Raw genomic sequence first — 23,587 nt, forward strand, 5'->3', positions numbered from 1 at the left:
GGGCTCTGAGTAGTTCAAATGCCCTGTATGCTGCAGCCTCTGCCAACTCTGCTGCGTCTGTGCTTCGAGCGCTGGCAGGGCGTGCCAACTCATCGACGCCTTCGCCGGCCGCGATCTCGTACGCAAAAGCGACATCGCGAACCAGCGCTTCGGACTCTCCCGTTGACACTGGATGCTCTGAACGGAGCTGATGTCCAAGATTTTTCTCTATGTAAAGACGAGAGGCTGCAGCGTGGGCGGCGCTCACTCTCGCCGGCCCTGCGGCTATGACAGCCCAATGCTCATTCAGGTTATCGAGTGCAGCCCTAGAGATGGTCATAGCACTGTCTCCACCAATATCGAGCCGCCCGCAATCGTCTTAAGCGACTCTGCCCCAACGTAAAGACATATTAGTTCCATCGTTGTGCCGGCAGTCGGAAGCTCCACGAGGGCCTCGGAAAGCGCCTTGAGGTCTTTCATATTCGGCTTAGTGACATGGACCAGCACGCCGAATATCATAACATCTTTGGCGTTTTCAAGGTAGGTCTGCATCGCAGAACGAAAATTTTCATGCCACGGCTTACCTAGGCTATTCATGCCCAGGTACCTAATTCCCCATCTGCTGCGGTCATCGCTTGCGCCGATCCCGGAGAGCTGTGTTTGTAGGCCGTGGCTTCGGCTGGTAACAACCTGCGGCGGCCATTTCTCCTCATGACTCGTCTTTACCTCTCCGAAGACGAATCGCACGCGATCGCTATTATGAAACCCGAGGATGTCTACTCCGCCGCTGCTACTGTTTGGATTCCGAGCTGATCGACTATCGGGCCATGGGAACATGCATCCTCGGACCTCGGTGAGGTGATGTTCGGCCAAGGCCTCGCCGACTCGCCACTCATCGAAGCTTTCAGGCGCTGCTAGGACGCGACGTAGCGCGCCCTCGGCGAAGCTGGTCTTAGGTAGGTCCCGCAGTGCTTCCCAGGCCTCAGCGACGCCTGTGTCGTCGCGAAGGATCTTGCGAACGGCATCTGTCAGGTGTTCAAGGCCGTCCTCCGACAGAAGGTAACCCGCAGCAGGTACTGGTCCGTTCTCGATCTCGTAGGCGATCGCGAAACCCACGCGTTGTCCTCCTGCGTCCAGCAGTACCGTTGGTCGACTTTGGACTACAGCATGCAGGCGTGGAGTCACGGAAAGCAATGGTCGAAAGGTTGATCCAGCTCAATCGCAGCGTTGAAGCTGTTCCCCGTCCTGGCGGCAGTTGTCACCTCTAGAAGAGGCGGGACGAGGTAGCCGATTGTTAGGTGCGTAGGCTCAGAAGATGAAGGCCCGGAGCACTACGACTGCTCCGGGCCTTCGTCTTGACCACGGGTGGACCGCTGGAGAGTCCGCCTCGCTGTCTGGGTCGCCGTAGCGCCAACCGAGGAGACCCAGAAGCAACCACCAACAGCTAGCGTTGGGTAGCCAAGGGCTAGTTATAGGTGGTCTACTCGGGGTGCCAACCGAGGAGACTTCGTGCCGCCGCGTTACCGATATGAAGAGATTGCCGATGACCTGCGGAAGCGGATCGAGGCGGGGGAGTTTCCGCCTGGGTCACGGCTGCCGAGTCGGCGGGAATTGACTGCCCACTACGACGTGTCGGAACCCGTCATCGATCGGGCGATGCAGATCCTTCGGGTCCTGGGCGTCACGGAGACCCTCGCCGGTGTCGGCGTGTTCGTCCGCGACTCACCTGGCGACGCGTAGACGCGCCCGTCCGGCTCAGTCGTTCGCATCGGCGATCAGTCCTTCGGCGAGCGGACCCATGCTCTCGAATACCGCGTCTGCCCCTGCCTTGCGGAAGGCGTCGACCTTCGCCGGCCTGTTGGCGTAGCCGATCGTTCGAACGCCAGCGGCTCGGCCGGCCTCGATGTCTGAGAGCGAGTCGCCGACCAGAACAGCCCTGGACGCCTGGATGCCTAGGTCGTTGACGGCCCGTAGGACGGGCTCGGGGTTGGGCTTCATCCGCTCGGGCTCGGCGTACGCCCGACCGACGATCGGCGAGACATAGCCGGCGAGGCGATGGGACGCAAGGTAGGCCGTGACGGCGCCGGCCGAGTTGTTGCTCACCACCGCGACCGGCAAGCCGGCCTGTCGGGCAGCGACGATGACCTCCCGGCTGTATGGGGTGGGCGTAGCACTCTCGGCGGCACGCAGTTCGGCCGCGCACAAGGCATCGTCTACAGCGCGTGTGGTCGCCTTGTTGCCGGTCGTTCCCGCCCAGCGGAGCACCTCGAGCGGGTCGGTCTCGGAGGACAACTGCTGCGGGAGCGCCACGCCCTGGCGCTGAAGCAACTCGACCAACTCCGCGGCGATCTTCGGGGCTGGGTAGCCGGCGAAGATGCTACATACTGGGCCGTCGAAGTCGAGCAGGATGGCGTCTGTCTCGGCCAGGAACCGAGTGAGGTCGGTGTTCATCCTTCGTACCGGTAGGCGATCGTCGACCACAGCGAGTCGAACCATTGGCGGGACGCTTCGACGAATTGGGTGCCGTGCGACGCGTCGTCGTCGGTGACGGCGTAGTGGAACAGCGGGACGTCTTTGCCCATCAAGTCGTAGATGGCCGTGGGCTCGCCCTTGATTGAGACGGTCCGCTCGACCACGGGGTAGAAGCCGTAGAAGACTTCTTCGTTGTTGAGGATGTAGAGCTTGAACAGCGGCGAGGCTCGGTGCATCCGTACCTCGACGGTGGTGGAGTGCACGAGGCCGAGGTCGCCGAGCTCGGCGACCTGGTCGAGGATGCCGTCTGCGGCTCGGCGGGTGATGCGTTCGGCGCGTTCCCGGATGGCCGGATCGTCGGACTGTGTCTCGGCGCGTGCCGGTAAGGCCATGGGTGCGTTCATGTCGGAGATCAGGACGCGTACGGCGATTGACTCCGGCGTCAGCCGGCCGACACGGACCTTGTCGAGTGCCTCGGCGAGTGCGTCTCGCAGGGTCTCGCCGGAGAAGCCGGCGAAGTCGATGGAGACGTGCGAACGCTCGAACGCGGCCTCGATGTGGGGGCGTAGCTCGACCGCGCGCTGGGTCTGGGCGCGGACAAAGGCTCCGCTGCCCTGGCGGGTGACGATCAGCCGTTCGGTGCGCAGGATTTCGAGCGCTCGCTTGACGGTTTCGCGGGCTACGCCGTAGCGGCTCGCGAGATCGGGTTGCGAGGGGAGTTTGTCGCCTGGCTCTAGACGGCGCGTGAGGATCGCGGCGCGGAGCTTGTTGGCGATCTGGTGTGAAGCCTGTTTCGGATCGTCTGGGTCTAGTTGGCCCAGGAATTCGAGGTTGTCAGTCACCTGCTCACGCTAGCGCTGACTAGCCAAGTAAGGGAAGTTCCATCGAAAGGTATTGACCTGGCTAGCCAAGGATGCGTACATTGATCGCGGCAAACCTGACTAGCCAGGCGAGCCAAGAGGTCGGCAAGGACCGGAACGGCGGCACCTGGTTGCCGTACGCCGAGACACCGCCGAGTCCTCATTGCTCATTGAGAAACTGGATACGTGACCTGAGGGGTTGCTCGGGTGTTCGGCCGTTGACCTGTCCGGCCGTCCAGACCTGTCCACCCGTCAGCTCAACGTGAGGCGACTGGCAGCGCTTCAAGCCGTACCCCTCAGGTCGCGGGCTTGCGCCGATCGGCGCAAGCCGCCTCGCACTCCTCACCCTTCCCTCAGGCCGCGCCTTCCTTGCTGGCCTTGTCTCCGGAGGAATCCCGTGAGAAAGCTGCACCTGGACATCGACGAACCGTCGGCTGCCGAGCTGGACGCGATCGAGGCCGAGTGGCCGCTGATCGCCGCCGACCTGGACGTGCTCGAGGTCACGTCCGCTGGCGTGGTGTAAGAGGTGGCCAGCGCTGATCCGTGTGTGTTGATGGTAGCTAGGCGGCGATCTCGGCGGTCTGGTCGTGTTCGGTGTTGTTGCTGGTGGTGATGGGTGTGAGGCGGGCTTTGCGGAGGATGTCGAGGCCCATGTAGCGGCGTCCTTCGACCCATTCGTCGGTCTGTTCGGCGAGCACGGCGCCGACCAGGCGGATGATCGCGGCGCGGTTCGGGAAGATCCCGACGACGTCGGTGCGGCGGCGGATTTCCTTGTTCAGGCGCTCCTGCGGGTTGTTCGAGCGGATCTGGCGCCAGAGTTCGGTGGGGAACGCGGTGAACGCCAGGATGTCCTCTTGGGCGGCGTCGAGGTGTTCGGCGGCGTCGGGGAACTTCTCGCTGATCATGTCGAGCACGCGGGTGAACTGCTGCCGGACGGCGTCGGTGTCGGGCTGGTCGAAAATGGTGCGGACCAGGGTGGCCACCCATGGTTGCGCGGGTTTGGGGACCTTGGCGAGTAGGTTGCGCAGGTAGTGGGTGCGGCAGCGCTGCCAGCCGGCGCCGGGCAGCGCGGCGCCGATCGCGCAGACCAGGCCGCGGTGGGCGTCGGAGATGACCAGCCGCACCCCGGACAGGCCGCGGGCGGTCAGTGAGCGCAGGAACGCCAGCCAGCCGGCGCCGTCCTCGTCGCTGGAGATCTCCAGGCCGAGGACTTCGCGGCCGCCGTCGGCATTCACGGCGACCGCGACCAGGGCGTGAACGTTGATCGTGCGGCCGTGTTCACGGACCTTGATGGCCAGGGCGTCGACCCACACGAACGTGTAGGGGCCGGCGTCCAGGGGCCGGTTGCGGAACGCTTCGACCTGCGCGTCCAGGTGCCGGGCCATCTCGGAGACCTGTGACTTCGAGAGTTGTTTGATGCCGAGCTGCTCGACCAGCTTTTCGACGCGCCGCGTGGAGACCCCGAGCAGATATGAGGTGGCGACCACGCTGACCAGGGCTTGTTCGGCGCGGCGGCGGTGCTGCAACAACCAGTCCGGAAAGTAGGAGCCGGAGCGTAGTTTCGGGATCGCGAGCTCGACGGTGCCGGCCCGGGTGTCCCACTCCCGGGCCCGGTAGCCGTTACGTGAGTTGGTCCGCTCTGAGCTGCGTTCGCCGTACTCGGCGCCGCACAAGGCGTCGGCCTCGGCGGACATCAGCAGGTCAGCGAAGGTTTTCACCATCTCCCGCAGCAGATCAGGGCTCGCCGATTCCAGATGCTCGCGCAGCAGCCCGGCGACGTTCAAACTCGATTCTGCGGCCATCGCAGGTCTCTCCTTCGTGATCTTCAAGCAATCCGAAGGATCTGCGGTGGCCGCCTCCATTCGCTGCAAAAGTGCAGGTCATACACCACTTCGGTGGACGTGACCCCGAGTACAAGGCCGCCACTGATGGCCGTATGTTCGTCACCCGGCGAGGACCGGGCGGTCGCTACGTTCCGACCGCCGGGCAACCGATTCCCAGCAACTCATATGGCAAGGCATGGCGCGATGCCCGCGAGGCGGCTCTCCTGCCGACACAGGTTCGGTCGCCGTTGGCGCGGCGCCCATACGACCTTCGGCACGCCGCCGTGTCGCTGTGGCTGAACGCAGGCGTCCCAGCGACTCAGGTCGCGGAGTGGGCTGGGCACAGCGTTCACGTCCTCATGCGTGTGTACGCGAAATGCATTTATGGGCAGGACGAAGCCTCACGTCAGCGGGTCGAGGCTGCTTTACTTTGAGGAGGCCAAAGTTGGTTACCATGCGAGGGAGATCTTCGGTGTCGAAGGAGAGCTGGCAAGAAGCCGCTGAGTTCCTGGAACAGTTAGTCACTGGCCCCGCCAGTGAGCAATTGAAACTGGCGAAGGACCTCGGTCTAACGAGCATCGACGATAAGACACCGACCGCAGTTGCTCTCGCGCGCTTGAATCGGGAACTTCAAAAACCACTTCAGTTGGCTACCCCGAAGCCGGTATCGCCGCCATCTTTGGAGCTGCTTTACCAATTAGAGGACCAGCTCGGGTTGCCGCGAACAGCAGCCGCCGACCTGCCTGACCAATCCGAGGTTAGTGCATGGATCCATGTTAGGTATGACCAGCGGACTATTCGAGGGTTGCGGGATTTGCAGCCTCGTCCTGGTGACATCCTGAGTCTGATAATGGACCCGGACGTTCAGATGGAGGTCTCGAGCGTTGGTAAGGACGGGCAAATCTACTTCCGTGGTGGACTAGGACGCCGTGCGCGACCGCACCAAGTGCAGCTGAGCGCAAGGCTAGGCGCCCCTGACTATGACATTAAGAAGTATGCGGGGGAGCAAGCTACGGCCAAGGCGAGGCAAGATCTCGATACGGGATACGCGCGTATGGGCGAGCTCTCCGAATTTAGGATTCAAGGAGGTCCCACGTCGGAAGCCCTCGTAGCCTTTGAGGAAGCTTTGTCCACCGCAACCGACGAACGTCCGATGCAGCAGGTGTTGGAAAAGTTCCCCGAGCTCTTGGCGCAATTGATGCTGGGTCATCACGGGGTCTTCGTAATCCCTCAAAAAAGCCTCGGCGCCGAGTATGTACCTGACTTCCTCGTTGGCGGTGTAACTTCGCTCGGATTTAGATGGCTGCTTGTGGAACTTGAAAGCCCTGCCGCTGACATTGTGATCAGGGACGGACAAGGGGTTAAGCAGGTGCGTAAGGGCGTGGCTCAGATTGAGTCATGGCGCGAATGGCTGTCGGAAAATCTCGACTATGCAAGGAAGCCTAAGGCGGCCCTAGGTCTGGGCCTGCCGGGAATTCGTACGGACTCCGAGGGGCTCGTGCTAGTTTCCCGTGAAAACTTTACGACACGCGGAAATGTGATGCGGGAGCGCAGTCGGGCAACCGTTGATGTTGAAATCAGAACGTACGACTGGGTGGCCCGGATGACGGAAGAGAGGTTGGCGGGACGGGAGTCCTACCGCTTCGGCCTTCCTAGCGACAACCTGCTGGACGGGATCTTCTGACGCCCTTGCGCGGCAGGCTCAGTCTCAACCGGCACGGCACCCGGGCCTTGCCGGAGTGAGGGCCAGAGCCAAGAAAGAAGTTCCTCCCGCCGACACGTATGCGACACGACCAGCGAGATCGAGCCGGTCGCAGCGAGATTGTGTGAGATACACGAAAGAGGCCCGTGATCAGCGTTAGCGCTGGTCACGGGCCTCTTTGTCCCGGTGGTGGCGGGTGAAGGATTCGAACCTTCGTAGCTTTCGCGACGGATTTACAGTCCGCTCCCATTGGCCGCTCGGGCAACCCGCCTGGGCATGCTTCCGCGCTCTCGCGCAGCAGCGGACAACAGGATAGCCGTACCGCTGCCATGGAACGCAACCGGGTACCGTCGGCATGTCGAGGGCCCCGACGCGGTCCTCCGCATACATCGACGTACGCCAGCCCGCAGGAGTCTGATCATGGCAGCCAGCCCGTCTTTCGACATCGTCAGCAAGGTCGACAGTCAGGAGGTCGACAACGCTTTCCACCAGGCGGAAAAGGAGCTCGGCACCCGGTTCGACTTCCGGGGGACGGGCACCGGCGTCGCCAAGTCGGGTGAGAACGGCTTCACCATCACCTCCGAGACCGAGGAGCGGGCCTCCGCCGCGCTCGACGTGTTCAAGGAGAAGCTGGTCAAGCGGAACATCTCGCTCAAGTCGCTGGACGCGGGCGAGCCGCGGCAGTCCGGCAAGACGTACAAGATCGACTGCAAGGTCGTCGAGGGCATCGAGACCGACAAGGCCAAGGCGATCAGCAAGAAGATCCGCGACGAGGGCCCGAAGGGCGTGCAGGCGCAGATCCAGGGCGACCAGCTGCGCGTCACCGGCAAGAAGCGGGACGATCTGCAGGCCGTGATCGCCCTGCTCAAGGCCGAGGACTTCGGCGTCGCCCTGCAGTTCACGAATTACCGCTGACGCGGGGCCGCCCGGCGGCAGACTGGGGCTATGAGCACCGGTACGTGGACCATGCTGGTCGGCGGGGCGGCCGGGCTCGCCCTGGCGATGTTCGGGGCGGGGATGCTGGTCACCGGGCGGGCGCCGGACGCGACCACGCGGGCGTTCCGCAGCGTGCGGGACGCCGGCTGCTACCACCTGCTGTTCGGGCTGGGTCTGGCGCTGGTGGTGCTGGGCACGGCCCTCGACGCGGGCATCGTGACGCTGGTGACCACCATCGTGGCGATCGTCCTGGTCGCGGTGGCGGTGGTCCGTTTCCGCCCGCGTGGGCACCGTCGCGTGAACCATTGACCACCCGGTAGAACGGTGATGTGGACCTGACCCATGCCGTTCTGTCGTTCGCCGTGCTCGGCGCCCTGCTGACCATCACCCCGGGCCTCGACTCGGCGCTGGTGCTGCGGGCCGCGGTCAGCATGGGCCGCGGGCCCGCCTTCGCGACCGCGCTGGGCGTCGGCGCGGGTGCGCTCGCCTGGGGCGCGGCCGCCGCGGTGGGCGTGTCGGCGCTGCTCACCAACCTGCTCAATCCCAAGGTCGGCGCCTTCTACGTCGCGGTGCTGCCGCAGTTCATCCCGGACGGGTCGTCGCCGCCGGCGGTGGGGGTGCTGCTTGCGCTCGTCCACGACCTCGAGGGCATCCTGTGGTTCAGCGCGATCATTGTCGGGGCCGGCGCCCTCCGCCGGCAGCTGGCCCGTCGGTCGGTACGGCGGGCGGTCGACGGCGGCACGGGCGCTGTCCTGCCCGGGTTCGGGCTGAAGCTGGGTCTCGGCAGCAGGTAGTAAGAAAGGAACGCAGACCATGATCGATCCGGTCGTCCGCATCGAGGAGATCGAGGCCCTTCCCCGGGTGGTGTTCGCCGATGTCCGCTACTACCTGGACGGGCGCTCGGGCCGGGCGGCGTACGAGGGTGGTCACCTGCCCGGCGCGATCTTTGTGGACATGGACACCGTGCTCGCCGCGCACGCGGGACCGGACGGCGGGCGGCACCCGCTGCCCTCGCCGGAGGCGTTCGCCGAGCAGATGGCGGCGCTGGGCGTGAGCGATGACGACCTGGTGATCGGGTACGACGACGCGGGCGGGGTGATGGCCGCCCGGCTGGTCTGGATGCTGCGGGCCACGGGCCGGGACGCCGCGCTGCTGGACGGCGGGCTCGACGCGTACGGGAAAATGCTCGAAACCGGAACGCCCCAGCGCGCCCCGGGAAGCTTCGAGGCGAGGCCCTGGCCGAGCGAGAAGCTCGCCGGCATCGATGACGCCGCCGACGCGCGGAACGTGGTCATCGACGCTCGTCAGGCCGAGCGGTTCCGCGGCGACAACGAGACGATCGACCCGCGGGCCGGGCACATCCCGGGCGCGCGCAGCCTCCCCTGCCGGGAGAACGTGGACGGTGCCGGGATGTTCCTGACGCCGGCCGAGCTGCGGGAACGCTTCGTCGCGGTGGGCGTGACCGACGACGCGACGGTCGTCTCCTACTGCGGCTCGGGCGTGACCGCCTGCCACAACCTGCTGGCCCTCGAGCGGGCCGGGTTCGCGCCGGGACGGTTGTACCCGGGCTCGTGGTCGCAATACAGCGCCACCGACCGCCCGGCCGCGACGGGATCCTAGGAGTCCGGTCCGCCGGCCAGATCGCGCGCCGAGGCGATGTCGTCGGGCCCGAGTCCTTCGTATCCGGTGCGCTCGTGCTGGCGGCCCTGATCCTCGATCCAGCGGGTGTGCGCCTCCCAAGCGGCCTGCTTGCTGCTGCCCAGCGCCGACCCGATCTGGGTCCACGACGCCCCGGCGCCGCGCGCCGCCCGCACCATCGCCTGCCGGCCGTACCCGGCCTTGCGGATGACCACCTCGCTGAGCGCCAGCATCTCCAGGGCCTCGTCGCGGCTCAGCGGCGTCGCGCTGCCCTCGCCGGGGGCCTGGCCGGCCATCGAGGCCAGCGCGTCCCGCATCCGGAGCTCGTCGTACCGCGTTGTAGCGGTGGAGAGTGTGTGCTCTCGCTCCAGTTCGTCCGGTGAGGCAGTCATCCGGAAAGCGTGCCCGTCAGGCCATCCTGACGTCAAGTGATCTTGACGCCGCCTGCGCGAATTGGGCATATTTCTACTGCTAAATCAGCTGTAAAAGCCCCAATTTTTCGCATCCACTTCGCGTGAACACCTCAGCCGTTCGGTCAGGATTTCGGCATGTGCGGCTTCGACCCGCCGACGGAGACTCCCTGTCGCACACCTGGTGTGGCACCATCATGTGACCCCCACCGGTTTGCGTAACACTTTGGTTCGCGTACACGTCGCAGGAGTCCAGATGTCTGCAAGAAAGCTAGGCCGTCTCGCCGGCTTGGTTCTCGCGCTTGCCGTCGTCTTTGGTGGCGTGGGCGTCGCCGCTGCGAACGCGGGCGAGGGCACCAGCGCTATTCAGGTCAGCACTCTTGTCGCGGAGTGGGACTGACGATCGTCCACTCGGCCACCCCGCGATTGCGACGCTGACTGACAAGGGAGCGTTATGGGCAGGCGTCCGCGGGCACGCCAGCATTCCACGCAATACGCATGGCTGATCACCGGCCCGCTTGCGCTGTTCGCCGCCGTCTGTTTCGCGGCCTTCTGGGCGGCCGAGCCGACCTGGTACAAATCGTGGCCCGGCGGCCTCGTCGCGCTCGCCGGCGTCTGCATGGCGTACGTCGGGGTCTTCAACGTCGTCATCCGCCGCAGCACCTACAGCATCATCCTGACCGAGGTTCCGCTTGTCCTGGCGCTGTACTACCTGCCGCCCGCGATGATCACCCTGGTGGTCACGGCGGCCACGATCATCACCCAGGTGGCGCGCTCCGCCGTGGTCATTCCGGCCAAGATGTGGTTCAACGTCGCCAAGGGCGCGGCAACCATCTCGGCCGCCTCGCTGGTCGTGGCCGCGCTGCCCGACTTCGACGGCGCCGGCCCCGCGACCTGGGTCGTCATCACCATCGCCCTGCTGGTCAACACCATCGTCGACCTGATCTGCCTCGCCGGGGTCATGGGCGTCGTCCAGGGTCCCCGCGCGGGTCAGGAGGTGCTGCGCGGCCTGCCGCCCGCCATCGCGATCTCCTCCGTCAACATCGTGATCGGCCTGGTCTTCCTGGTCACCCTCGTGGCCAACCGCTGGTCGGCGCTCCTGCTGGCGGTTCTCGTCGCCGCGCTGGTCCTGATGCTCCGGTCGTTCGCCGAGTTCTTCCGGCAGCACCGCACGCTCACCGACGTCTACGAGCTCACCAAGGCGGTCCGCGAGGAGGGCGCCGACGTGAGCCTGCCCGACGTCCTGCTCGGCCGGGTCCGCGCCCTGATGCGCGCCGAGTACGCGACGCTCTGGCTGCCCTCGCAGGGCCGGCATCCCGAGGTGCTGCTCACCGCCCGCGTGGAGAACAAGGGCCTGCTCGATCTCTCGCCGACGCCGGCCACGATCCGGGAAAGGGCCATCACCGACGGCCAGACGCTCGCCATCGGCCCCCAGTTCGGCAAGACCCAGGAGTGGCGCAAGGAGCTCCGGGCCTTCAAGATCAAAGATGCGGTGATCGTTCCGCTGCGCTCCGGCCAGACGACCATCGGCAGCCTCGAGGTGGTCAACCGGCTCGGCGACACCCGATCGTTCCGGGCCGCCGACGTGCAGGTGCTCGAGACGATCGCGGCGCACGCGGCGGCGGCGGTGGAAAACTCCCGGCTGGTCGAGCGGCTGCGCCACGACGCGTACCACGATCGCCTCACCGGCCTCCCCAACCGGCGCCGGATCACCGACGCGCTCGCAGAGGCCGTGCGGGTGCGCGCGGAGAAGGAGGTCGTCGCCACGCTGCTGTTCGACGTCGACGGCCAGCGCGACGTGAACGAGTCGATGGGTCACGCCGCCGGCGACAAGCTGCTCGCCGAGGTGGCCGAGCGGCTGCGCGGCATCGCCGGCCCGGGCGCCCTGGTCGGGCGGATCGGCGGCGACGAGTTCGTGGTGACCCTGCGCGCCGAGAGCACCGACGTCACGGTGCGGCTGGCGACCGAGATGCGCGAGCAGCTCCGCGGCCCGATGACGGTCGGCACGCTCACCCTCGACGTCGACACCGCGGTCGGCGTGGCCGTCTACCCCGATCACGGCGACGACCCGGAGACGCTGATCCAGCGGGCCGAGCTGGCCGCCAACGCGGCCAAGGTCCTCCCGTACGGCGTGCAGCTGTTCCACCCGGCCCTCGAGTCCCGCGCGGTGCGCCGCCTGGGCATCGCCGCCGACCTGCGCAAGGCCCTCGACAACGACGAGCTCGACGTCTACTACCAGCCCAAGGTCACCCTCGCCGACCGTCACCTGGTCGGCGTCGAGTGCCTGGCCCGCTGGACGCACGCGGCGCACGGCGAGGTCGCCCCCGAGGACTTCGTGGCGGTCGCCGAGCACACCGGCCAGCTCTCCCGGCTCACCGAGCGGGTGCTGAGCGAGGGCCTGCGCCGCTGCCGCGAGTGGGCCGAGGCCGACCGGCCGCTCTCCATCGCGGTGAACCTTTCGGTCCGCACCCTGCTCGACTCCCGCTTCCCCGACCACGTCGAGGAGCTGCTGGAGCACTACGCGGTGGCGCCGGCCCAGGTGACCTTCGAGATCTCCGAGCCGGGCATGCTCGGCGACATCGAGCGGGTGCTGCCCACCCTCTACCGCCTGCGCGACCTCGGCGTACGGCTCAGCGTCGACGACTTCGGCACGGGCGCGTCCTCATTGTCGTACCTGCGGCAGTGGCCGGTGCACGAGGTCAAGATCGACGACAGCTTCGTGCAGGGGATGGCGACCGACTCGGGCGACCTGGCGATCGTGCGGGCGGTGATCAGCCTGTCCCGTGAGTTCGGTCTCACGGTGGTGGCCGAGGGGGTCGAGAGCGAGCTGACCCTCGACCTGCTGGAGGAGATGGGCTGCGAGATCGGCCAGGGTTATCTGTTCTCCCGCCCGCTGCCGTACGAGCGGCTGGAGGCCTGGTTCAGCGCCCAGACCGAGCCCGAATCAACCCCCACGGGCGAGGTCCGCCGGCTCCGCGCGGTGATCTGACCCCGATTTCACCCCCGCCTCGGGGCCGTGTATTGTCTTGTCTGCGCAGCAAGCGAGAGATCGCGCGCAAGCCCCCTTAGCTCAGTCGGCAGAGCGTCTCCATGGTAAGGAGAAGGTCTACGGTTCGATTCCGTAAGGGGGCTCTACCGGGTTCGTCTCCCCGCCACAGGCGCAGGACAAAGAGCCTGGCTCGGCGGTGTAGCTCAGTTGGCAGAGCAAGCGGCTCATAATCGCTGTGTCGCCGGTTCAAGTCCGGCCACCGCTACTAGCACTATTTTGCAGATCGGCGTATCGGTCTCTAAGCTGGTAGGTCGTTAGTTACCCCTGTTAGTAGGAAGGCACCTTGCCGTGGCCAAGGCGACCGACGTCCGTCCGAAGATCACCCTGGCGTGTACGGAGTGCAAGGAGCGGAACTACATCACCCGGAAGAACCGGCGTAACGACCCCGACCGCGTCGAGCTGAAGAAGTTCTGCCCGCGGGACGGCCGCCACACCCTGCACCGCGAGACCCGCTAAGGGATCCAAGGCTTCACCTGCGCCGTCCGGAGGCTTCCGGACGGCGCAGAGTAGTTTGTGGGCATGCCCCTGGACCAGTCATTCGTGGGACGTACGTACCCGCCCACCGAGCCGTACATCGTCGGCCGCGAGAAGATCCGCGAGTTCGCCCGCGCGATCGGCGCCCCCGAGCGGGAGTATCAGGACCCCGAGGCGGCCCGAGCGCTCGGCTACGCCGACGTGATCGCCCCGCCGACCTTCCCGATCATCTTCACGATGGCCTCGAGCCACGCGCAGATCGTCGAGGACCCGGTGCTGGGCATCGACTACAGCCGCGTGGTGCACGGCGACCAGCGTTTCGCGTACGCCCGGCCGATCGTCGCCGGCGACGCCCTGGTCTGTGTGAACACGGTCGAGGAGATCACCTCCCGGGGCGGCCACGACTTCATGACCACCCGCAGCGACGTCGCCACCGAGGCGGGCGAGCCCGTCGTCACCGTCTGGGCCAAGCTCGTGCAGCGCGGGGAGGAGTGACCGTGACCTTCGAGCCTCAGACTTTCCGGGTCACCCGGGCCGATCTGGTCCGCTATGCCGGCGCCTCCGGCGACTTCAACCCGATCCACTGGAGCGAGCGCTTCGCCAACTCGGTGGGCCTGCCCGGCGTGATCGCCCACGGCATGTTCACCATGGCCCTGGTGGGCCGCGCCGTCACCGGCTGGGCCGGCGCCCCCGACGCGGTCGTCGAGTTCAGCGTGCGCTTCTCCCGGCCGGTCCCGGTGCCCGACACGGACGAGGGAACCGAGGTCGTGGTCTCCGCCGTCGTGAAGGGCGAGACCGAGGAGGGCCACACCAAGCTGACGCTCACCGCGACCTGTCAAGGGGAGAAAGTTTTGTCCATGGCACAGGCGGTTGTGCGGAAACGGTAGGGCGGGTTGGGCGAACGCCCGGTCTACCCGTACACTGGTCCGCCGTGGGGCAGTGACCCCCCGAACTTGCCTGCGCGAGGTCGGGGATCAGCGGCCTCGCACAGGGGTGTAGCTCAATTGGCAGAGCAGCGGTCTCCAAAACCGCAGGCTGCAGGTTCAAGTCCTGTCACCCCTGCGCAACTCTCCCAGACGTGCCCGCCCGGGACAGCGGTCCGCACGACCCCGGCCCCGGAACGGGTGCCGATGGGGTCCACCATCACCGATGACGGAAGTAGGGCGCCATGGCCGAGAGGAATCGACCCGGTGACGCCGGCGACCCGGCCGACGACGAGGTGTTTGACGACGCCGTCGCCGATGACGCGGAGTCCGATGACGACCTCGAGGCCGAGCCGGTCGGCCGCGGCGGCACCGCCGTCGCCGAGCGCACCAAGGACGACGCGCCGAAAAAGAAGAAGGAAGCTCGTCGTTCCGGCTTCTTCGGCCGCATCGGTGGTTTCTTCCGTGAGGTCGTCAGCGAGCTGCGTAAGGTCATTTGGCCGACCCGCAAGGAGCTGCTGACCTACACGACGATCGTGATCGCCTTCGTGACGGTCATGACTGCCATCGTCGCTGTCTTGGACTACGGGTTCGGCAAGGGCATCCTGTGGGCCTTCGGCGGCTAGTGACCTAGAAAATTCTTTGGAAGTGAGCGAGCGTGCCTGAGTACGACGACGAGACCGCGCAGTCCGCCGACGAGCTCTCGTCGGTGGCCACGGCGGAAACCGACGAGTCGGTCGAGGCCGCCACCGAGGACGAGTCGGTCGAGGCCGGCAGCGTCGCCAGCGGAGCCGAGGAGCCGGAGCAGGACGAGGACTTCGACCCGGTGCAGGAGCTGCGGCAGAAGCTGCGCTACGCCCCCGGTGAGTGGTACGTCGTGCACTCCTACGCGGGCTACGAGAACAAGGTCAAGACCAACCTCGAGACCCGGATCACGAGCCTCGACATGGAGGACTTCATCTTCCAGGTCGAGGTGCCGACCCGCGAAGAGGTCGAGGTCAAGAACGGCAAGCGCCAGCAGGTCAACAACAAGGTCTTCCCCGGCTACATCCTGGTCCGGATGGATCTGACCCCCGAGTCGTACTCCTGCGTGCGCAACACGCCCGGCGTGACCGGCTTCGTGGGCGCCACCGACCGGGTCGACCGGCCCGCCCCCCTCTCGCTGGACGAGGTGCTCAAGTGGCTCGCCCCGGCCGTCGAGCAGGAGGAGAAGAAGGCCAAGCCCGAGATCAAGGTCCTCGATTTCGAGGTGGGCGACTCGGTCACGGTCACCGACGGCGCGTTCGCCTCGCTGCCGGCCTCGATCAGTGAAATCAATGCCGACCAGCAGAAGTTGAAGGTTCTGGTCTCCATCTTCGGCCGCGAGACGCCGGTGGAGCTGAACTTCAACCAGGTCACCAAGATCTGACAAGTAAGTCAGTGGGAGGGGCTTCGTTCCGAGGAGCCCCGCCATCTACCACAGGAGTAAGAAACATGCAGCGCAGCAAGGGCTACCGCAAGGCGGCCGAGAGCATCGACCCCAACAAGCTGTACGAGCCGGCCGACGCGATCAAGCTGGCCAAGGAGTCGAGCCCGACCAAGTTCGACGCCACCGTCGAGGTCGCGATGCGTCTGGGCGTCGACCCGCGTAAGGCCGACCAGATGGTCCGCGGCACGGTCAACCTGCCGCACGGCACCGGCAAGACGGCCCGCGTGATCGTCTTCGCCCAGGGCGCCAAGGCCGAGGAGGCCGTGGCGGCCGGCGCCGACGAGGTCGGCACCGACGAGCTCGTCGCCCGCATCCAGGGTGGCTGGCTGGAGTTCGACGCCGCGATCGCGACGCCGGACCAGATGGCCAAGATCGGCCGGATCGCCCGCATCCTCGGCCCCCGCGGCCTGATGCCGAACCCGAAGACCGGCACGGTCACCATGGACGTGACCAAGGCGGTCAACGAGATCAAGGGCGGCAAGATCACCTTCCGGGTGGACAAGCACTCGAACCTGCACCTGATCATCGGCAAGGCCTCGTTCAGCGAGGACCAGCTGGTCGACAACTACGCGGCCGTGCTCGACGAGGTTCTCCGCGTCAAGCCGTCCGCGGCCAAGGGCAAGTACCTCAAGAAGGTCACCGTCACCACCACCATGGGCCCCGGCGTGCCGGTCGACCCGAACGTGGTGAAGGGTCTCAAGGCCGAGGCCTGATCCTCGATCAACGGAAGCCCCCGGGGACACCCCGGGGGCTTTCTTTGTGGCAGGCTTGCGGCCGTGCGTTTCGAGCAGGTGTGGTTCCGGTACGCCCGGCGGGCCGGCTGGACCCTGCGCGAGCTGAACGCCACCGTCGAGCCCGGCGCCACGGTCGTCATCCTGGGCCGTAACGGCGCCGGCAAGTCCACGCTGCTCCAACTGGCCGCCGGCGTCCTGAGTCCGGGCCGCGGCACGATCCACGACCGCCCCGCGGTGATCGGCTGGGTTCCCGAGCGCTTCCCCGCCGACCAGCCGTTCACCGCCCGGGAGTACCTGCTCCGCATGGCCTCGGTGCGCGCCGCCGCCCCGCGATCGGTCGACCGCTGGATCGACCGGCTGCTGCTCACCGAGCACGCCGGCACCCGCCTGGCCGACCTCTCCAAGGGCACCGCGCAGAAGGTGGGCCTCGCCCAGGCCCTGCTCGTCCCGCCCGGCCTGCTCGTGCTCGACGAGCCCTGGGAGGGCCTCGACTCGGTCGCCCGCACCCTGATCCCCGAGATCGTCGCCGAGGTGACCGCGGGCGGTGGTTCCGTGCTGGTCAGCGACCATCGTGGGGAGATCACCGCGTTGCCCGGCGCGATCCACTGGACGGTCGCCGAGGGCGTCGTGGACACCGCTTCGCCACTTGCGGCCCCCGCTTCGCCGACGGCGGCCCCCGCTTCGCCGACGGCGGTCTCCGACGAAGAAGAGGTGATCGTGGAGGTCGCCGTCCGTCGTTCCGAGGCCGACCGAGCGGTGGTCGCGCTGCGTGCCGCCGGTCACCGTGTCCTGGGCGTACGGGAATGAGCGCGCTCGTCCGCATGCGCATCGCCGGCTTCGTGCGCGGCGGCCGGGCCCTGCCCCCGCTGATCGCCGTCCTGGTCGTGCTCGGCGTCATCTACGGCGGGGGAGCCAGCCCCGCCGCGGTCGCCTACGGCTATTCCGCCGCCGCCCTGTTCCCCGTGCTCGCCTGGCTCACCAAGCTCCTGCTCGACACCGAGCCCGACGTGCAGCGCCGCCTGGCCCGCCTGGCGGTCGGCCCGGCCCGCGAGGCGACCTCCGGCGTCCTCGCCGCCGTCGTGCTCTCCCTGGCGGTCTGCGTGGCCGCCATGGCCGCACCTTGGCTGTTCGGCGGCATCGACACGAGCCAGGCGCTGGGCAGCGGCATCGCCCTGGGCGTCCTGGCCCACCTGCTGGCCGTGCCACCGGCGGTGGCGCTCGGAGCCCTGTCCAGCCGTGCCGTCACCGGCAGCGTGCGCCTGGGCGTGACGGTGCTGGTGGTGTCCGCGGTGCTGGTGGTCGTGCTGGGCCTGAGCGGCTCGTTCGCCCCGTGGCTGGTCCCGCCGGTCATGGCCACCGCCCGGGCCCTCAACGACCCCGCCGTGCCCCCTACCGGCACTCTCGCCCTGCTGATCGCGTGGGCAGCCGCGTGGTGCGCCGCCGCCTACGCCGGCTACGGCTGGTTGCGCCGCGCCCGCTCCTGACCCGGCGCGCCACCACCCCGTCCCTTCGCAGATCTTGATGATGTCCCGCACGGCGTGGACGCCAACTCATCGGACTCACCTGCCTGGACCAGCCGCGGATCACAGGGCTGATGAGTTGCTGTTCGCCGGAAGCCGCAACTCATCATGATCGCGGTCGTCGCTGTGGAAGAGGCGGCGGAACTGTCATACCCGGCTGCTTCAGTGGGCCCACCCACGAGGGTGGGGGAGGAGGCGGGGCGCGGCGGAACGGCGCTGATTTGGCGGGGGCGGCGGGACCGCGTACTCTTTCTTCTCGGAGTTCCACCCATAGACCGCTGGTTGCCGCAGCTGCCGTCGTCAACGACGGAGGCCGCGGCCGAAGGTCCCGCAGAATGCGGGCGACCCGCGCAGGGGAGAACGGTCAGCGATTTCCAGGCTCCAGCCTGATCCCGCCCCGTGCCCTTGCGCCGGGGCGTTTCTCATTTTTCGTGGTTCCTTCTCCCTGACCAGTGGTTTTGAGCACTGAGAGAGGAGGGACATGGCGGACAAGCCGGTCCGGGCCGACAAGGCCAGTGCCGTCGCCGAGCTGACGGAGAACTTCCGTAACTCGTCGGCCACCGTGTTGACCGAGTACCGCGGCCTCACGGTCAAGCAGCTCACCGAGCTGCGGCGCTCGCTGGGCAATGAGACCAAGTACTCCGTTTCGAAGAACACGCTGGCGAAGCGTGCGGCGACCGACGCGGGTATCGATGGCCTCGACGAGCTGTTCACCGGTCCTACCGCGCTCGCCTTCATCAACGGCGACCCGGTCGAGGCGGCCAAGGGCCTTCGGGCCTTCGCCAAGGCCCACCCCGTCCTGATCATCAAGGGCGGTGTGTTCGAGGGTCGCGCGATCACGGCTGACGACGTCAACAAGATCGCTGACCTCGAGTCTCGTGAGGTTCTGCTGGCCAAGCTGGCCGGCGCCATGAAGGGCAACCTGTCCAAGGCGGCCGGCCTGTTCCAGGCCCCGCTTTCGCAGGTGGCTCGCCTCGCGGCCGCCCTGCAGGAGAAGCGCGAGAAGGACGGTCCCGCGGAGGCCTGAGCCACCGCGAACCAGTACGACTTTTGATCAGAAGCTAGGAAAGGTTGCCACACATGGCGAAGCTCAGCACCGACGAGCTGCTCGACGCGTTCAAGGAGATGACGCTGATCGAGCTGTCCGAGTTCGTGAAGCAGTTCGAGGAGACCTTCGAGGTCACCGCGGCTGCTCCGGTCGCCGTCGCGGGCGTCGCGGCTGCTGCCGCTCCGGCCGAGGCCGAGGCGGAGAAGGACTCGTTCGACGTCGTCCTCGAGGGCGACGGCGGCAAGAAGATCCAGGTCATCAAGGTCGTGCGCGAGCTGACCGGCCTGGGCCTCAAGGAGGCCAAGGACGCCGTCGAGAGCGCCCCCAAGGCGATCCTCGAGGGTGTCAACAAGGAGAAGGCCGAGGCCGCCAAGGCCAAGCTCGAGGGCGAGGGCGCCAAGGTCACCCTCAAGTGATCTAACGCTCCACAGCTTTCTCTTGCGAATGGCGGAGACCCGTGCTCGGGTCTCCGCCTTTCCTCTTTTGGGCGCATTGTCCCAGCTAGCGGCGTTGCGCGTGGCTGTCGGCCACCCGACCGGCAAAGTCGGTTTAATCGGGCAATCCATGGGCTATGGTCGCTAGGACGCGCCCGCCGGGAGGCGGCACGTGTCCGACCCGCGGCGCAGCCCTTGACTGAGTGTCCGCTGACAGGCACGCTGACATCAGCAAGTTCTCCGCGCTTGCGACAGCCGCCCTGCGGGTGGCCCGGCTTTCTAACGGGTCATCTACAGACGGCACCCGAGGGAGATATGCCGCGTTCCGAGCGGCCCCACGTTCGGCCCTGACCACGGAGGCGCAGGTCAGAGAGGCTGTGGGGCATGTTCCGCAGGCCCCCTCTGGTGTGGGCTGGACAGCGGTTAGCCGAGCGGCTACACTGCTAGTTTGCGCTGCCTTCTGTCTTGAGCCCTGCCAGGAACATCCGTGAGGATGAATTCCTGGGGGCTCCTTACGGTGCCCGCCGGTCGAGGGCAACGCAAACAGTTGCATACCGCAGCTGCAGCCGCATCAGCAGCACCGGTCCTCGGAAGGACGCATCTTGGCAGCTTCCCGCCCTGCGAAGACCAGCCGTACGTCGAGCGCTTACGCACCCCGCCGTGTCTCTTTCGGCAGGATCACCGAGCAACTAGAGGTCCCCAACCTCCTCGCACTCCAGACCGAGTCTTTCGACTGGCTGGTGGGCAACGAGGCTTGGCAGGCCCGGTCGACGGACGACCCGCATGCCCAGTCGGGCCTCGCAGAGATCCTCGAAGAGATCAGTCCCATTGAGGACTTCTCCGGCACTATGTCGCTGTCCTTCTCGTCTCCCCGATTCGACGAGGTCAAGGCCTCGATCGAGGAGTGCAAGGAGAAGGACCTGACTTACTGCGCGCCGCTGTTCGTGACCGCGGAGTTCACCAACAACACGACTGGTGAGATCAAGAGCCAGACCGTGTTCATGGGTGACTTCCCGATGATGACCCCCAAGGGGACGTTCGTCATCAACGGCACCGAGCGGGTCGTGGTGAGCCAGCTCGTCCGCTCGCCGGGCGTGTACTTCACCAAGGAGCCGGACAAGACCTCCGACCGCGACCTCTCCAGCGTCAAGGTCATCCCGAGCCGGGGTGCCTGGCTGGAGTTCGACATCGACAAGCGCGACACCGTGGGTGTCCGGATCGACCGCAAGCGCCGGCAGGCCGTCACCGTCCTGCTCAAGGCGATCGGCTGGTCGGCCGACCAGATCCGCGAGCGGTTCGGCTGGTCCGAGCTGCTCATGACCACCCTCGAGAAGGACCACATCGCCGGGCAGGACGAGGCCCTGCTCGACATCTACCGCAAGCTCCGCCCGGGTGAGCCCCCGACCCGGGAGAACGCGCAGACCCTGCTCGACAACCTCTTCTTCAACCCGAAGCGGTACGACGTCGCCAAGGTCGGGCGCTACAAGTTCAACAAGAAGCTCGAGATCGACGTCCCGATCGACCGGGGCGTTCTCACCGAAGAGGACGTCGTCAAGACCGTCGAGTACCTCTGCCGGCTGCACGCCGGTGAGGAGGGCTACGAGGCCGACGACATCGACCACTTCGGCAACCGTCGCCTGCGCACCGTCGGCGAGCTCATCCAGAACCAGGTCCGTGTCGGCCTGTCCCGGATGGAGCGCGTCGTCCGTGAGCGCATGACGACCCAGGATGTCGAGGCGATCACGCCGCAGACCCTGATCAACATCCGCCCGGTGGTGGCGGCGATCAAGGAGTTCTTCGGCACCTCTCAGCTGTCCCAGTTCATGGACCAGACCAACCCGCTGGCGGGCCTGACCCACCGGCGCCGGCTGAGCGCGCTCGGCCCGGGTGGTCTGTCGCGTGAGCGGGCCGGCTTCGAGGTTCGCGACGTGCACCCGTCCCACTACGGCCGGATGTGCCCGATCGAGACGCCCGAGGGTCCGAACATCGGTCTGATCGGCGCGCTCTCGACGTTCGCGCGGGTGAACCCGTTCGGCTTCATCGAGACGCCGTACCGGAAGGTCGAGGACGGCACCGTCACCGACGAGGTTCACTACCTGACCGCCGACGAGGAGGACAGGTACATCAAGGCCCAGGCGAACGCCGTGCTGAGCAGTGACGGCACGTTCGCCGAGGACCGCGTCCTGGTCCGCCGTAAGGGCGGTGAGGTCGACTACGTGCCCGGCGCGCAGGTCGACTACATGGACGTCTCGCCGCGGCAGATGACCTCCGTCGCGACCGCGATGATCCCGTTCCTCGAGCACGACGACGCCAACCGCGCGCTCATGGGCGCGAACATGCAGCGTCAGGCCGTGCCGCTGGTCAAGGCCGAGGCGCCGCTGGTCGGCACCGGCATGGAGTACCGTGCCGCGGTCGACGCCGGCGACGTGGTCGTGGCCGAGGTCGGCGGTGTGGTCGAGGACCTCTGCGCCGACTACGTCACGGTTCACCAGGACGACGGTCACCGCCGTACCTACCTGCTGCACAAGTTCCGCCGCTCGAACGCCGGCTCCTGCGTCAACCAGAAGCCGGTCGTGTTCGAGGGTGACCGGGTCGAGGCCGGCCAGGTCATCGCCGACGGTCCGTGCACCGACGAGGGTGAGATGGCCCTGGGCCGCAACCTCCTCGTCGCGTTCATGTGCTGGGAGGGCCACAACTACGAGGACGCGATCATCCTGTCGCAGCGCCTCGTGCAGCAGGACGTGCTCACCTCGATCCACATCGAGGAGCACGAGGTCGACGCCCGGGACACCAAGCTCGGCCCGGAGGAGATCACCCGCGACATCCCCAACGTCTCCGAGGAGATGCTGGCGGACCTGGACGAGCGGGGCATCATCCGGATCGGCGCCGAGGTCGTCCCCGGCGACATCCTGGTCGGCAAGGTCACGCCCAAGGGCGAGACCGAGCTCACCCCCGAGGAGCGGCTGCTCCGCGCGATCTTCGGTGAGAAGGCGCGCGAGGTCCGTGACACCTCGCTGAAGGTGCCGCACGGCGAGACCGGCACGGTCATCGGCGTTCGCACCTTCTCCCGCGAGGACGGCGACGAGCTTCCCCCGGGCGTGAACGAGCTGGTCCGCGTCTACGTCGCGCAGAAGCGGAAGATCCAGGACGGCGACAAGCTCGCCGGCCGGCACGGCAACAAGGGCGTCATCTCCAAGATCCTTCCGGTCGAGGACATGCCGTTCCTCGAGGACGGCACGCCCGTCGACATCGTGCTCAACCCGCTCGGTGTGCCCTCGCGTATGAACATCGGCCAGGTGCTGGAGACCCACCTCGGGTGGATCGCCAAGACCGGCTGGTCGGTCGAGGGCGAGGACGCCGACTGGAAGCGCCAGCTGCGGGCGATCGAGGCGCACGAGTCCCCCAAGGACTCGAACGTCGCGACCCCCGTCTTCGACGGCGCGCAGGAGGAGGAGATCAAGGGCCTCCTCGAGTCGACGCTGGTCAACCGCGACGGGAAGCGGCTGGTCAACGGCGACGGCAAGGCGCAGTTGTTCGACGGCCGCTCCGGTGAGCCGCTGCCGGACCCGATCTCGGTCGGCTACGTCTACATCCTGAAGCTGAACCACCTGGTCGACGACAAGATCCACGCGCGGTCGACCGGCCCGTACTCGATGATCACGCAGCAGCCGCTGGGTGGTAAGGCGCAGTTCGGTGGCCAGCGGTTCGGCGAGATGGAGTGCTGGGCCATGCAGGCCTACGGCGCGGCCTACGCGCTGCAGGAGCTGCTCACCATCAAGTCCGACGACGTGCTCGGCCGCGTGAAGGTCTACGAGGCCATCGTCAAGGGCGAGAACATCCCGGAGCCGGGCATCCCGGAGTCCTTCAAGGTGCTGCTCAAGGAGCTGCAGTCGCTGTGCCTGAACGTCGAGGTGCTTTCCAGCGACGGCGTGGCCCTGGAGATGCGCGAGACGGACGACGAGGTCTTCCGGGCCGCGGAGGAACTCGGTATCGACCTGTCCCGGCGCCCGAACGAGGGCGTCAGCAGCGTCGAAGAGATCTGACGGATGGTGGCCCCGGCTTTGAAGCAGAAATCGGGGCCACCCCCCGCCGGCCTTGAATTCACCCGAGCAACGAA

At 66.8% G+C, this 23,587-nt stretch carries 25 protein-coding genes, 4 tRNA genes and 1 pseudogene; 24 read left to right on the plus strand and 6 right to left on the minus strand.

Annotated elements, in window-relative coordinates; translation table 11 throughout:
• Window positions 1–315: 315 nt before the first annotated feature.
• Window positions 316–1,095, minus strand: coding sequence for a hypothetical protein (locus ACQPZX_RS03585; protein WP_433374271.1), 780 nt, complete (start codon window positions 1,093–1,095; stop codon window positions 316–318).
• A gap of 393 nt (window positions 1,096–1,488) precedes the next feature.
• On the opposite strand from ACQPZX_RS03585, the gene ACQPZX_RS03590 reads away from it, so the two are divergent.
• Window positions 1,489–1,719, plus strand: a complete 231-nt coding sequence (locus ACQPZX_RS03590) for a winged helix-turn-helix domain-containing protein (protein WP_433374273.1) — start codon at window positions 1,489–1,491, stop codon at window positions 1,717–1,719.
• 15 nt (window positions 1,720–1,734) lie between these two features.
• Here the strand turns inward: ACQPZX_RS03590 and ACQPZX_RS03595 are convergent, their stop codons facing one another.
• The gene (locus ACQPZX_RS03595) at window positions 1,735–2,430 is read right to left on the minus strand and encodes an HAD family hydrolase (RefSeq protein WP_433374276.1); all 696 of its coding nucleotides are present in this window, start codon (window positions 2,428–2,430) and stop codon (window positions 1,735–1,737) included.
• A complete protein-coding gene (locus ACQPZX_RS03600) occupies window positions 2,427–3,293 on the minus strand; it encodes a GntR family transcriptional regulator (RefSeq protein ID WP_433374278.1) in 867 nt (288 codons plus the stop codon). Before ACQPZX_RS03600 ends, ACQPZX_RS03595 begins: the two co-directional genes overlap by 4 nt.
• Before the next feature lie 415 nt (window positions 3,294–3,708).
• Between ACQPZX_RS03600 and ACQPZX_RS03605 the strand changes: the two genes are divergently transcribed.
• Complete coding sequence (locus tag ACQPZX_RS03605; RefSeq protein WP_433374281.1) at window positions 3,709–3,834, plus strand: DUF6284 family protein; 126 nt, start codon at window positions 3,709–3,711, stop codon at window positions 3,832–3,834.
• A gap of 37 nt (window positions 3,835–3,871) precedes the next feature.
• Here the strand turns inward: ACQPZX_RS03605 and ACQPZX_RS03610 are convergent, their stop codons facing one another.
• Complete coding sequence (locus tag ACQPZX_RS03610; protein ID WP_433374283.1) at window positions 3,872–5,113, minus strand: IS256 family transposase; 1,242 nt, start codon at window positions 5,111–5,113, stop codon at window positions 3,872–3,874.
• Window positions 5,114–5,241: 128 nt separating this feature from the next.
• Here ACQPZX_RS03610 and ACQPZX_RS03615 point away from each other — a divergent pair.
• Both ACQPZX_RS03615 and ACQPZX_RS03620 read left to right on the plus strand, forming a co-directional pair.
• A pseudogene (locus tag ACQPZX_RS03615) lies at window positions 5,242–5,568 on the plus strand (integrase); the annotation flags it as partial.
• Window positions 5,569–5,606: 38 nt separating this feature from the next.
• Window positions 5,607–6,818, plus strand: coding sequence for a Shedu anti-phage system protein SduA domain-containing protein (locus ACQPZX_RS03620; protein WP_433374286.1), 1,212 nt, complete (start codon window positions 5,607–5,609; stop codon window positions 6,816–6,818).
• A 205-nt stretch (window positions 6,819–7,023) separates the two neighbouring features.
• Here ACQPZX_RS03620 and ACQPZX_RS03625 read toward each other — a convergent pair.
• Window positions 7,024–7,107, minus strand: a tRNA-Tyr gene (locus ACQPZX_RS03625).
• A gap of 149 nt (window positions 7,108–7,256) precedes the next feature.
• Between ACQPZX_RS03625 and ACQPZX_RS03630 the strand changes: the two genes are divergently transcribed.
• Genes ACQPZX_RS03630 through ACQPZX_RS03645 form a run of 4 tightly spaced genes read left to right on the plus strand, consistent with a single transcriptional unit; the run spans window position 7,257 to window position 9,392 of the window.
• Complete coding sequence (locus tag ACQPZX_RS03630) at window positions 7,257–7,751, plus strand: YajQ family cyclic di-GMP-binding protein (protein ID WP_433374289.1); 495 nt, start codon at window positions 7,257–7,259, stop codon at window positions 7,749–7,751.
• A 30-nt stretch (window positions 7,752–7,781) separates the two neighbouring features.
• A complete protein-coding gene (locus ACQPZX_RS03635) occupies window positions 7,782–8,081 on the plus strand; it encodes a hypothetical protein (protein ID WP_433374290.1) in 300 nt (99 codons plus the stop codon).
• A gap of 20 nt (window positions 8,082–8,101) precedes the next feature.
• Window positions 8,102–8,566: a LysE family translocator gene (locus ACQPZX_RS03640; protein WP_433374293.1), complete on the plus strand. Its 465-nt coding sequence runs from the start codon at window positions 8,102–8,104 to the stop codon at window positions 8,564–8,566.
• Between the two features lie 19 nt (window positions 8,567–8,585).
• A complete protein-coding gene (locus ACQPZX_RS03645; protein ID WP_433374296.1) occupies window positions 8,586–9,392 on the plus strand; it encodes a sulfurtransferase in 807 nt (268 codons plus the stop codon).
• On the opposite strand, the gene ACQPZX_RS03650 is transcribed toward ACQPZX_RS03645, so the two are convergent.
• Window positions 9,389–9,802: a hypothetical protein gene (locus tag ACQPZX_RS03650; protein ID WP_433374299.1), complete on the minus strand. Its 414-nt coding sequence runs from the start codon at window positions 9,800–9,802 to the stop codon at window positions 9,389–9,391. The genes ACQPZX_RS03645 and ACQPZX_RS03650 overlap by 4 nt on opposite strands.
• Window positions 9,803–10,076: 274 nt before the next feature.
• On the opposite strand from ACQPZX_RS03650, the gene ACQPZX_RS03655 reads away from it, so the two are divergent.
• The 16 genes from ACQPZX_RS03655 (at window position 10,077) to ACQPZX_RS03730 (ending at window position 23,513) form a co-directional block, all read left to right on the plus strand.
• Window positions 10,077–10,220: a hypothetical protein gene (locus ACQPZX_RS03655; RefSeq protein WP_433374301.1), complete on the plus strand. Its 144-nt coding sequence runs from the start codon at window positions 10,077–10,079 to the stop codon at window positions 10,218–10,220.
• A 54-nt stretch (window positions 10,221–10,274) separates the two neighbouring features.
• Window positions 10,275–12,809, plus strand: a complete 2,535-nt coding sequence (locus tag ACQPZX_RS03660; RefSeq protein ID WP_433374304.1) for a putative bifunctional diguanylate cyclase/phosphodiesterase — start codon at window positions 10,275–10,277, stop codon at window positions 12,807–12,809.
• A 70-nt stretch (window positions 12,810–12,879) separates the two neighbouring features.
• Window positions 12,880–12,952: transfer RNA gene (locus ACQPZX_RS03665), tRNA-Thr, on the plus strand.
• Window positions 12,953–13,001: 49 nt separating this feature from the next.
• Window positions 13,002–13,074, plus strand: a tRNA-Met gene (locus ACQPZX_RS03670).
• A gap of 83 nt (window positions 13,075–13,157) precedes the next feature.
• Window positions 13,158–13,325 (plus strand): 50S ribosomal protein L33, encoded by a 168-nt coding sequence (gene rpmG / locus ACQPZX_RS03675; protein WP_203803251.1) that lies wholly within the window; start codon window positions 13,158–13,160, stop codon window positions 13,323–13,325.
• 63 nt (window positions 13,326–13,388) lie between these two features.
• Window positions 13,389–13,838, plus strand: coding sequence for a MaoC family dehydratase N-terminal domain-containing protein (locus ACQPZX_RS03680; RefSeq protein ID WP_433374308.1), 450 nt, complete (start codon window positions 13,389–13,391; stop codon window positions 13,836–13,838).
• Window positions 13,839–13,840: 2 nt separating this feature from the next.
• On the plus strand, window positions 13,841–14,230 hold the full coding sequence (locus ACQPZX_RS03685; protein ID WP_433374311.1) for a MaoC family dehydratase: 390 nt from the start codon (window positions 13,841–13,843) through the stop codon (window positions 14,228–14,230).
• A 102-nt stretch (window positions 14,231–14,332) separates the two neighbouring features.
• Window positions 14,333–14,405: transfer RNA gene (locus tag ACQPZX_RS03690), tRNA-Trp, on the plus strand.
• A gap of 106 nt (window positions 14,406–14,511) precedes the next feature.
• Window positions 14,512–14,892 (plus strand): preprotein translocase subunit SecE, encoded by a 381-nt coding sequence (gene secE, locus ACQPZX_RS03695; RefSeq protein ID WP_433374313.1) that lies wholly within the window; start codon window positions 14,512–14,514, stop codon window positions 14,890–14,892.
• A gap of 32 nt (window positions 14,893–14,924) precedes the next feature.
• Window positions 14,925–15,674 (plus strand): transcription termination/antitermination protein NusG, encoded by a 750-nt coding sequence (nusG, locus tag ACQPZX_RS03700; RefSeq protein ID WP_433374315.1) that lies wholly within the window; start codon window positions 14,925–14,927, stop codon window positions 15,672–15,674.
• Between the two features lie 65 nt (window positions 15,675–15,739).
• A complete protein-coding gene (gene rplA, locus ACQPZX_RS03705; protein ID WP_378965175.1) occupies window positions 15,740–16,447 on the plus strand; it encodes a 50S ribosomal protein L1 in 708 nt (235 codons plus the stop codon).
• A gap of 63 nt (window positions 16,448–16,510) precedes the next feature.
• Window positions 16,511–17,275 carry an ATP-binding cassette domain-containing protein gene (locus tag ACQPZX_RS03710; protein WP_433374318.1) on the plus strand — a complete coding sequence of 255 codons (765 nt, stop codon included), beginning with the start codon at window positions 16,511–16,513 and terminating at the stop codon, window positions 17,273–17,275.
• Window positions 17,272–17,952, plus strand: coding sequence for a hypothetical protein (locus tag ACQPZX_RS03715; RefSeq protein ID WP_433374321.1), 681 nt, complete (start codon window positions 17,272–17,274; stop codon window positions 17,950–17,952). The genes ACQPZX_RS03710 and ACQPZX_RS03715 overlap by 4 nt, the downstream gene beginning before the upstream one ends.
• Before the next feature lie 517 nt (window positions 17,953–18,469).
• Window positions 18,470–19,015 (plus strand): 50S ribosomal protein L10, encoded by a 546-nt coding sequence (gene rplJ / locus ACQPZX_RS03720; protein ID WP_433374324.1) that lies wholly within the window; start codon window positions 18,470–18,472, stop codon window positions 19,013–19,015.
• A gap of 53 nt (window positions 19,016–19,068) precedes the next feature.
• Window positions 19,069–19,452 carry a 50S ribosomal protein L7/L12 gene (gene rplL, locus ACQPZX_RS03725; protein ID WP_433374327.1) on the plus strand — a complete coding sequence of 128 codons (384 nt, stop codon included), beginning with the start codon at window positions 19,069–19,071 and terminating at the stop codon, window positions 19,450–19,452.
• A gap of 620 nt (window positions 19,453–20,072) precedes the next feature.
• Window positions 20,073–23,513 carry a DNA-directed RNA polymerase subunit beta gene (locus ACQPZX_RS03730; RefSeq protein ID WP_433374330.1) on the plus strand — a complete coding sequence of 1,147 codons (3,441 nt, stop codon included), beginning with the start codon at window positions 20,073–20,075 and terminating at the stop codon, window positions 23,511–23,513.
• The last annotated feature ends 74 nt before the right edge of the window (window positions 23,514–23,587 follow it).

It is taken from the genome of Actinoplanes sp. CA-142083 (assembly GCF_050942195.1).
In the GTDB taxonomy this organism is placed as follows: domain Bacteria; phylum Actinomycetota; class Actinomycetes; order Mycobacteriales; family Micromonosporaceae; genus Actinoplanes.

What these genes read in the sequence shown, in the direction of transcription:
- rplL (WP_433374327.1), top strand. Translation starts at nt 19,069, where the DNA reads ATGGCGAAGCTCAGCACCGACGAGCTGCTCGACGCGTTCAAGGAGATG.
- ACQPZX_RS03610 (WP_433374283.1), bottom strand. Translation starts at nt 5,113, where the DNA reads ATGGCCGCAGAATCGAGTTTGAACGTCGCCGGGCTGCTGCGCGAGCAT.
- rplJ (WP_433374324.1), top strand. Translation starts at nt 18,470, where the DNA reads ATGGCGGACAAGCCGGTCCGGGCCGACAAGGCCAGTGCCGTCGCCGAG.
- ACQPZX_RS03635 (WP_433374290.1), top strand. Translation starts at nt 7,782, where the DNA reads ATGAGCACCGGTACGTGGACCATGCTGGTCGGCGGGGCGGCCGGGCTC.
- ACQPZX_RS03660 (WP_433374304.1), top strand. Translation starts at nt 10,275, where the DNA reads ATGGGCAGGCGTCCGCGGGCACGCCAGCATTCCACGCAATACGCATGG.
- ACQPZX_RS03630 (WP_433374289.1), top strand. Translation starts at nt 7,257, where the DNA reads ATGGCAGCCAGCCCGTCTTTCGACATCGTCAGCAAGGTCGACAGTCAG.
- ACQPZX_RS03645 (WP_433374296.1), top strand. Translation starts at nt 8,586, where the DNA reads ATGATCGATCCGGTCGTCCGCATCGAGGAGATCGAGGCCCTTCCCCGG.
- ACQPZX_RS03655 (WP_433374301.1), top strand. Translation starts at nt 10,077, where the DNA reads ATGTCTGCAAGAAAGCTAGGCCGTCTCGCCGGCTTGGTTCTCGCGCTT.
- secE (WP_433374313.1), top strand. Translation starts at nt 14,512, where the DNA reads ATGGCCGAGAGGAATCGACCCGGTGACGCCGGCGACCCGGCCGACGAC.
- ACQPZX_RS03650 (WP_433374299.1), bottom strand. Translation starts at nt 9,802, where the DNA reads ATGACTGCCTCACCGGACGAACTGGAGCGAGAGCACACACTCTCCACC.
- ACQPZX_RS03595 (WP_433374276.1), bottom strand. Translation starts at nt 2,430, where the DNA reads ATGAACACCGACCTCACTCGGTTCCTGGCCGAGACAGACGCCATCCTG.
- rplA (WP_378965175.1), top strand. Translation starts at nt 15,740, where the DNA reads ATGCAGCGCAGCAAGGGCTACCGCAAGGCGGCCGAGAGCATCGACCCC.
- ACQPZX_RS03680 (WP_433374308.1), top strand. Translation starts at nt 13,389, where the DNA reads ATGCCCCTGGACCAGTCATTCGTGGGACGTACGTACCCGCCCACCGAG.
- ACQPZX_RS03715 (WP_433374321.1), top strand. Translation starts at nt 17,272, where the DNA reads ATGAGCGCGCTCGTCCGCATGCGCATCGCCGGCTTCGTGCGCGGCGGC.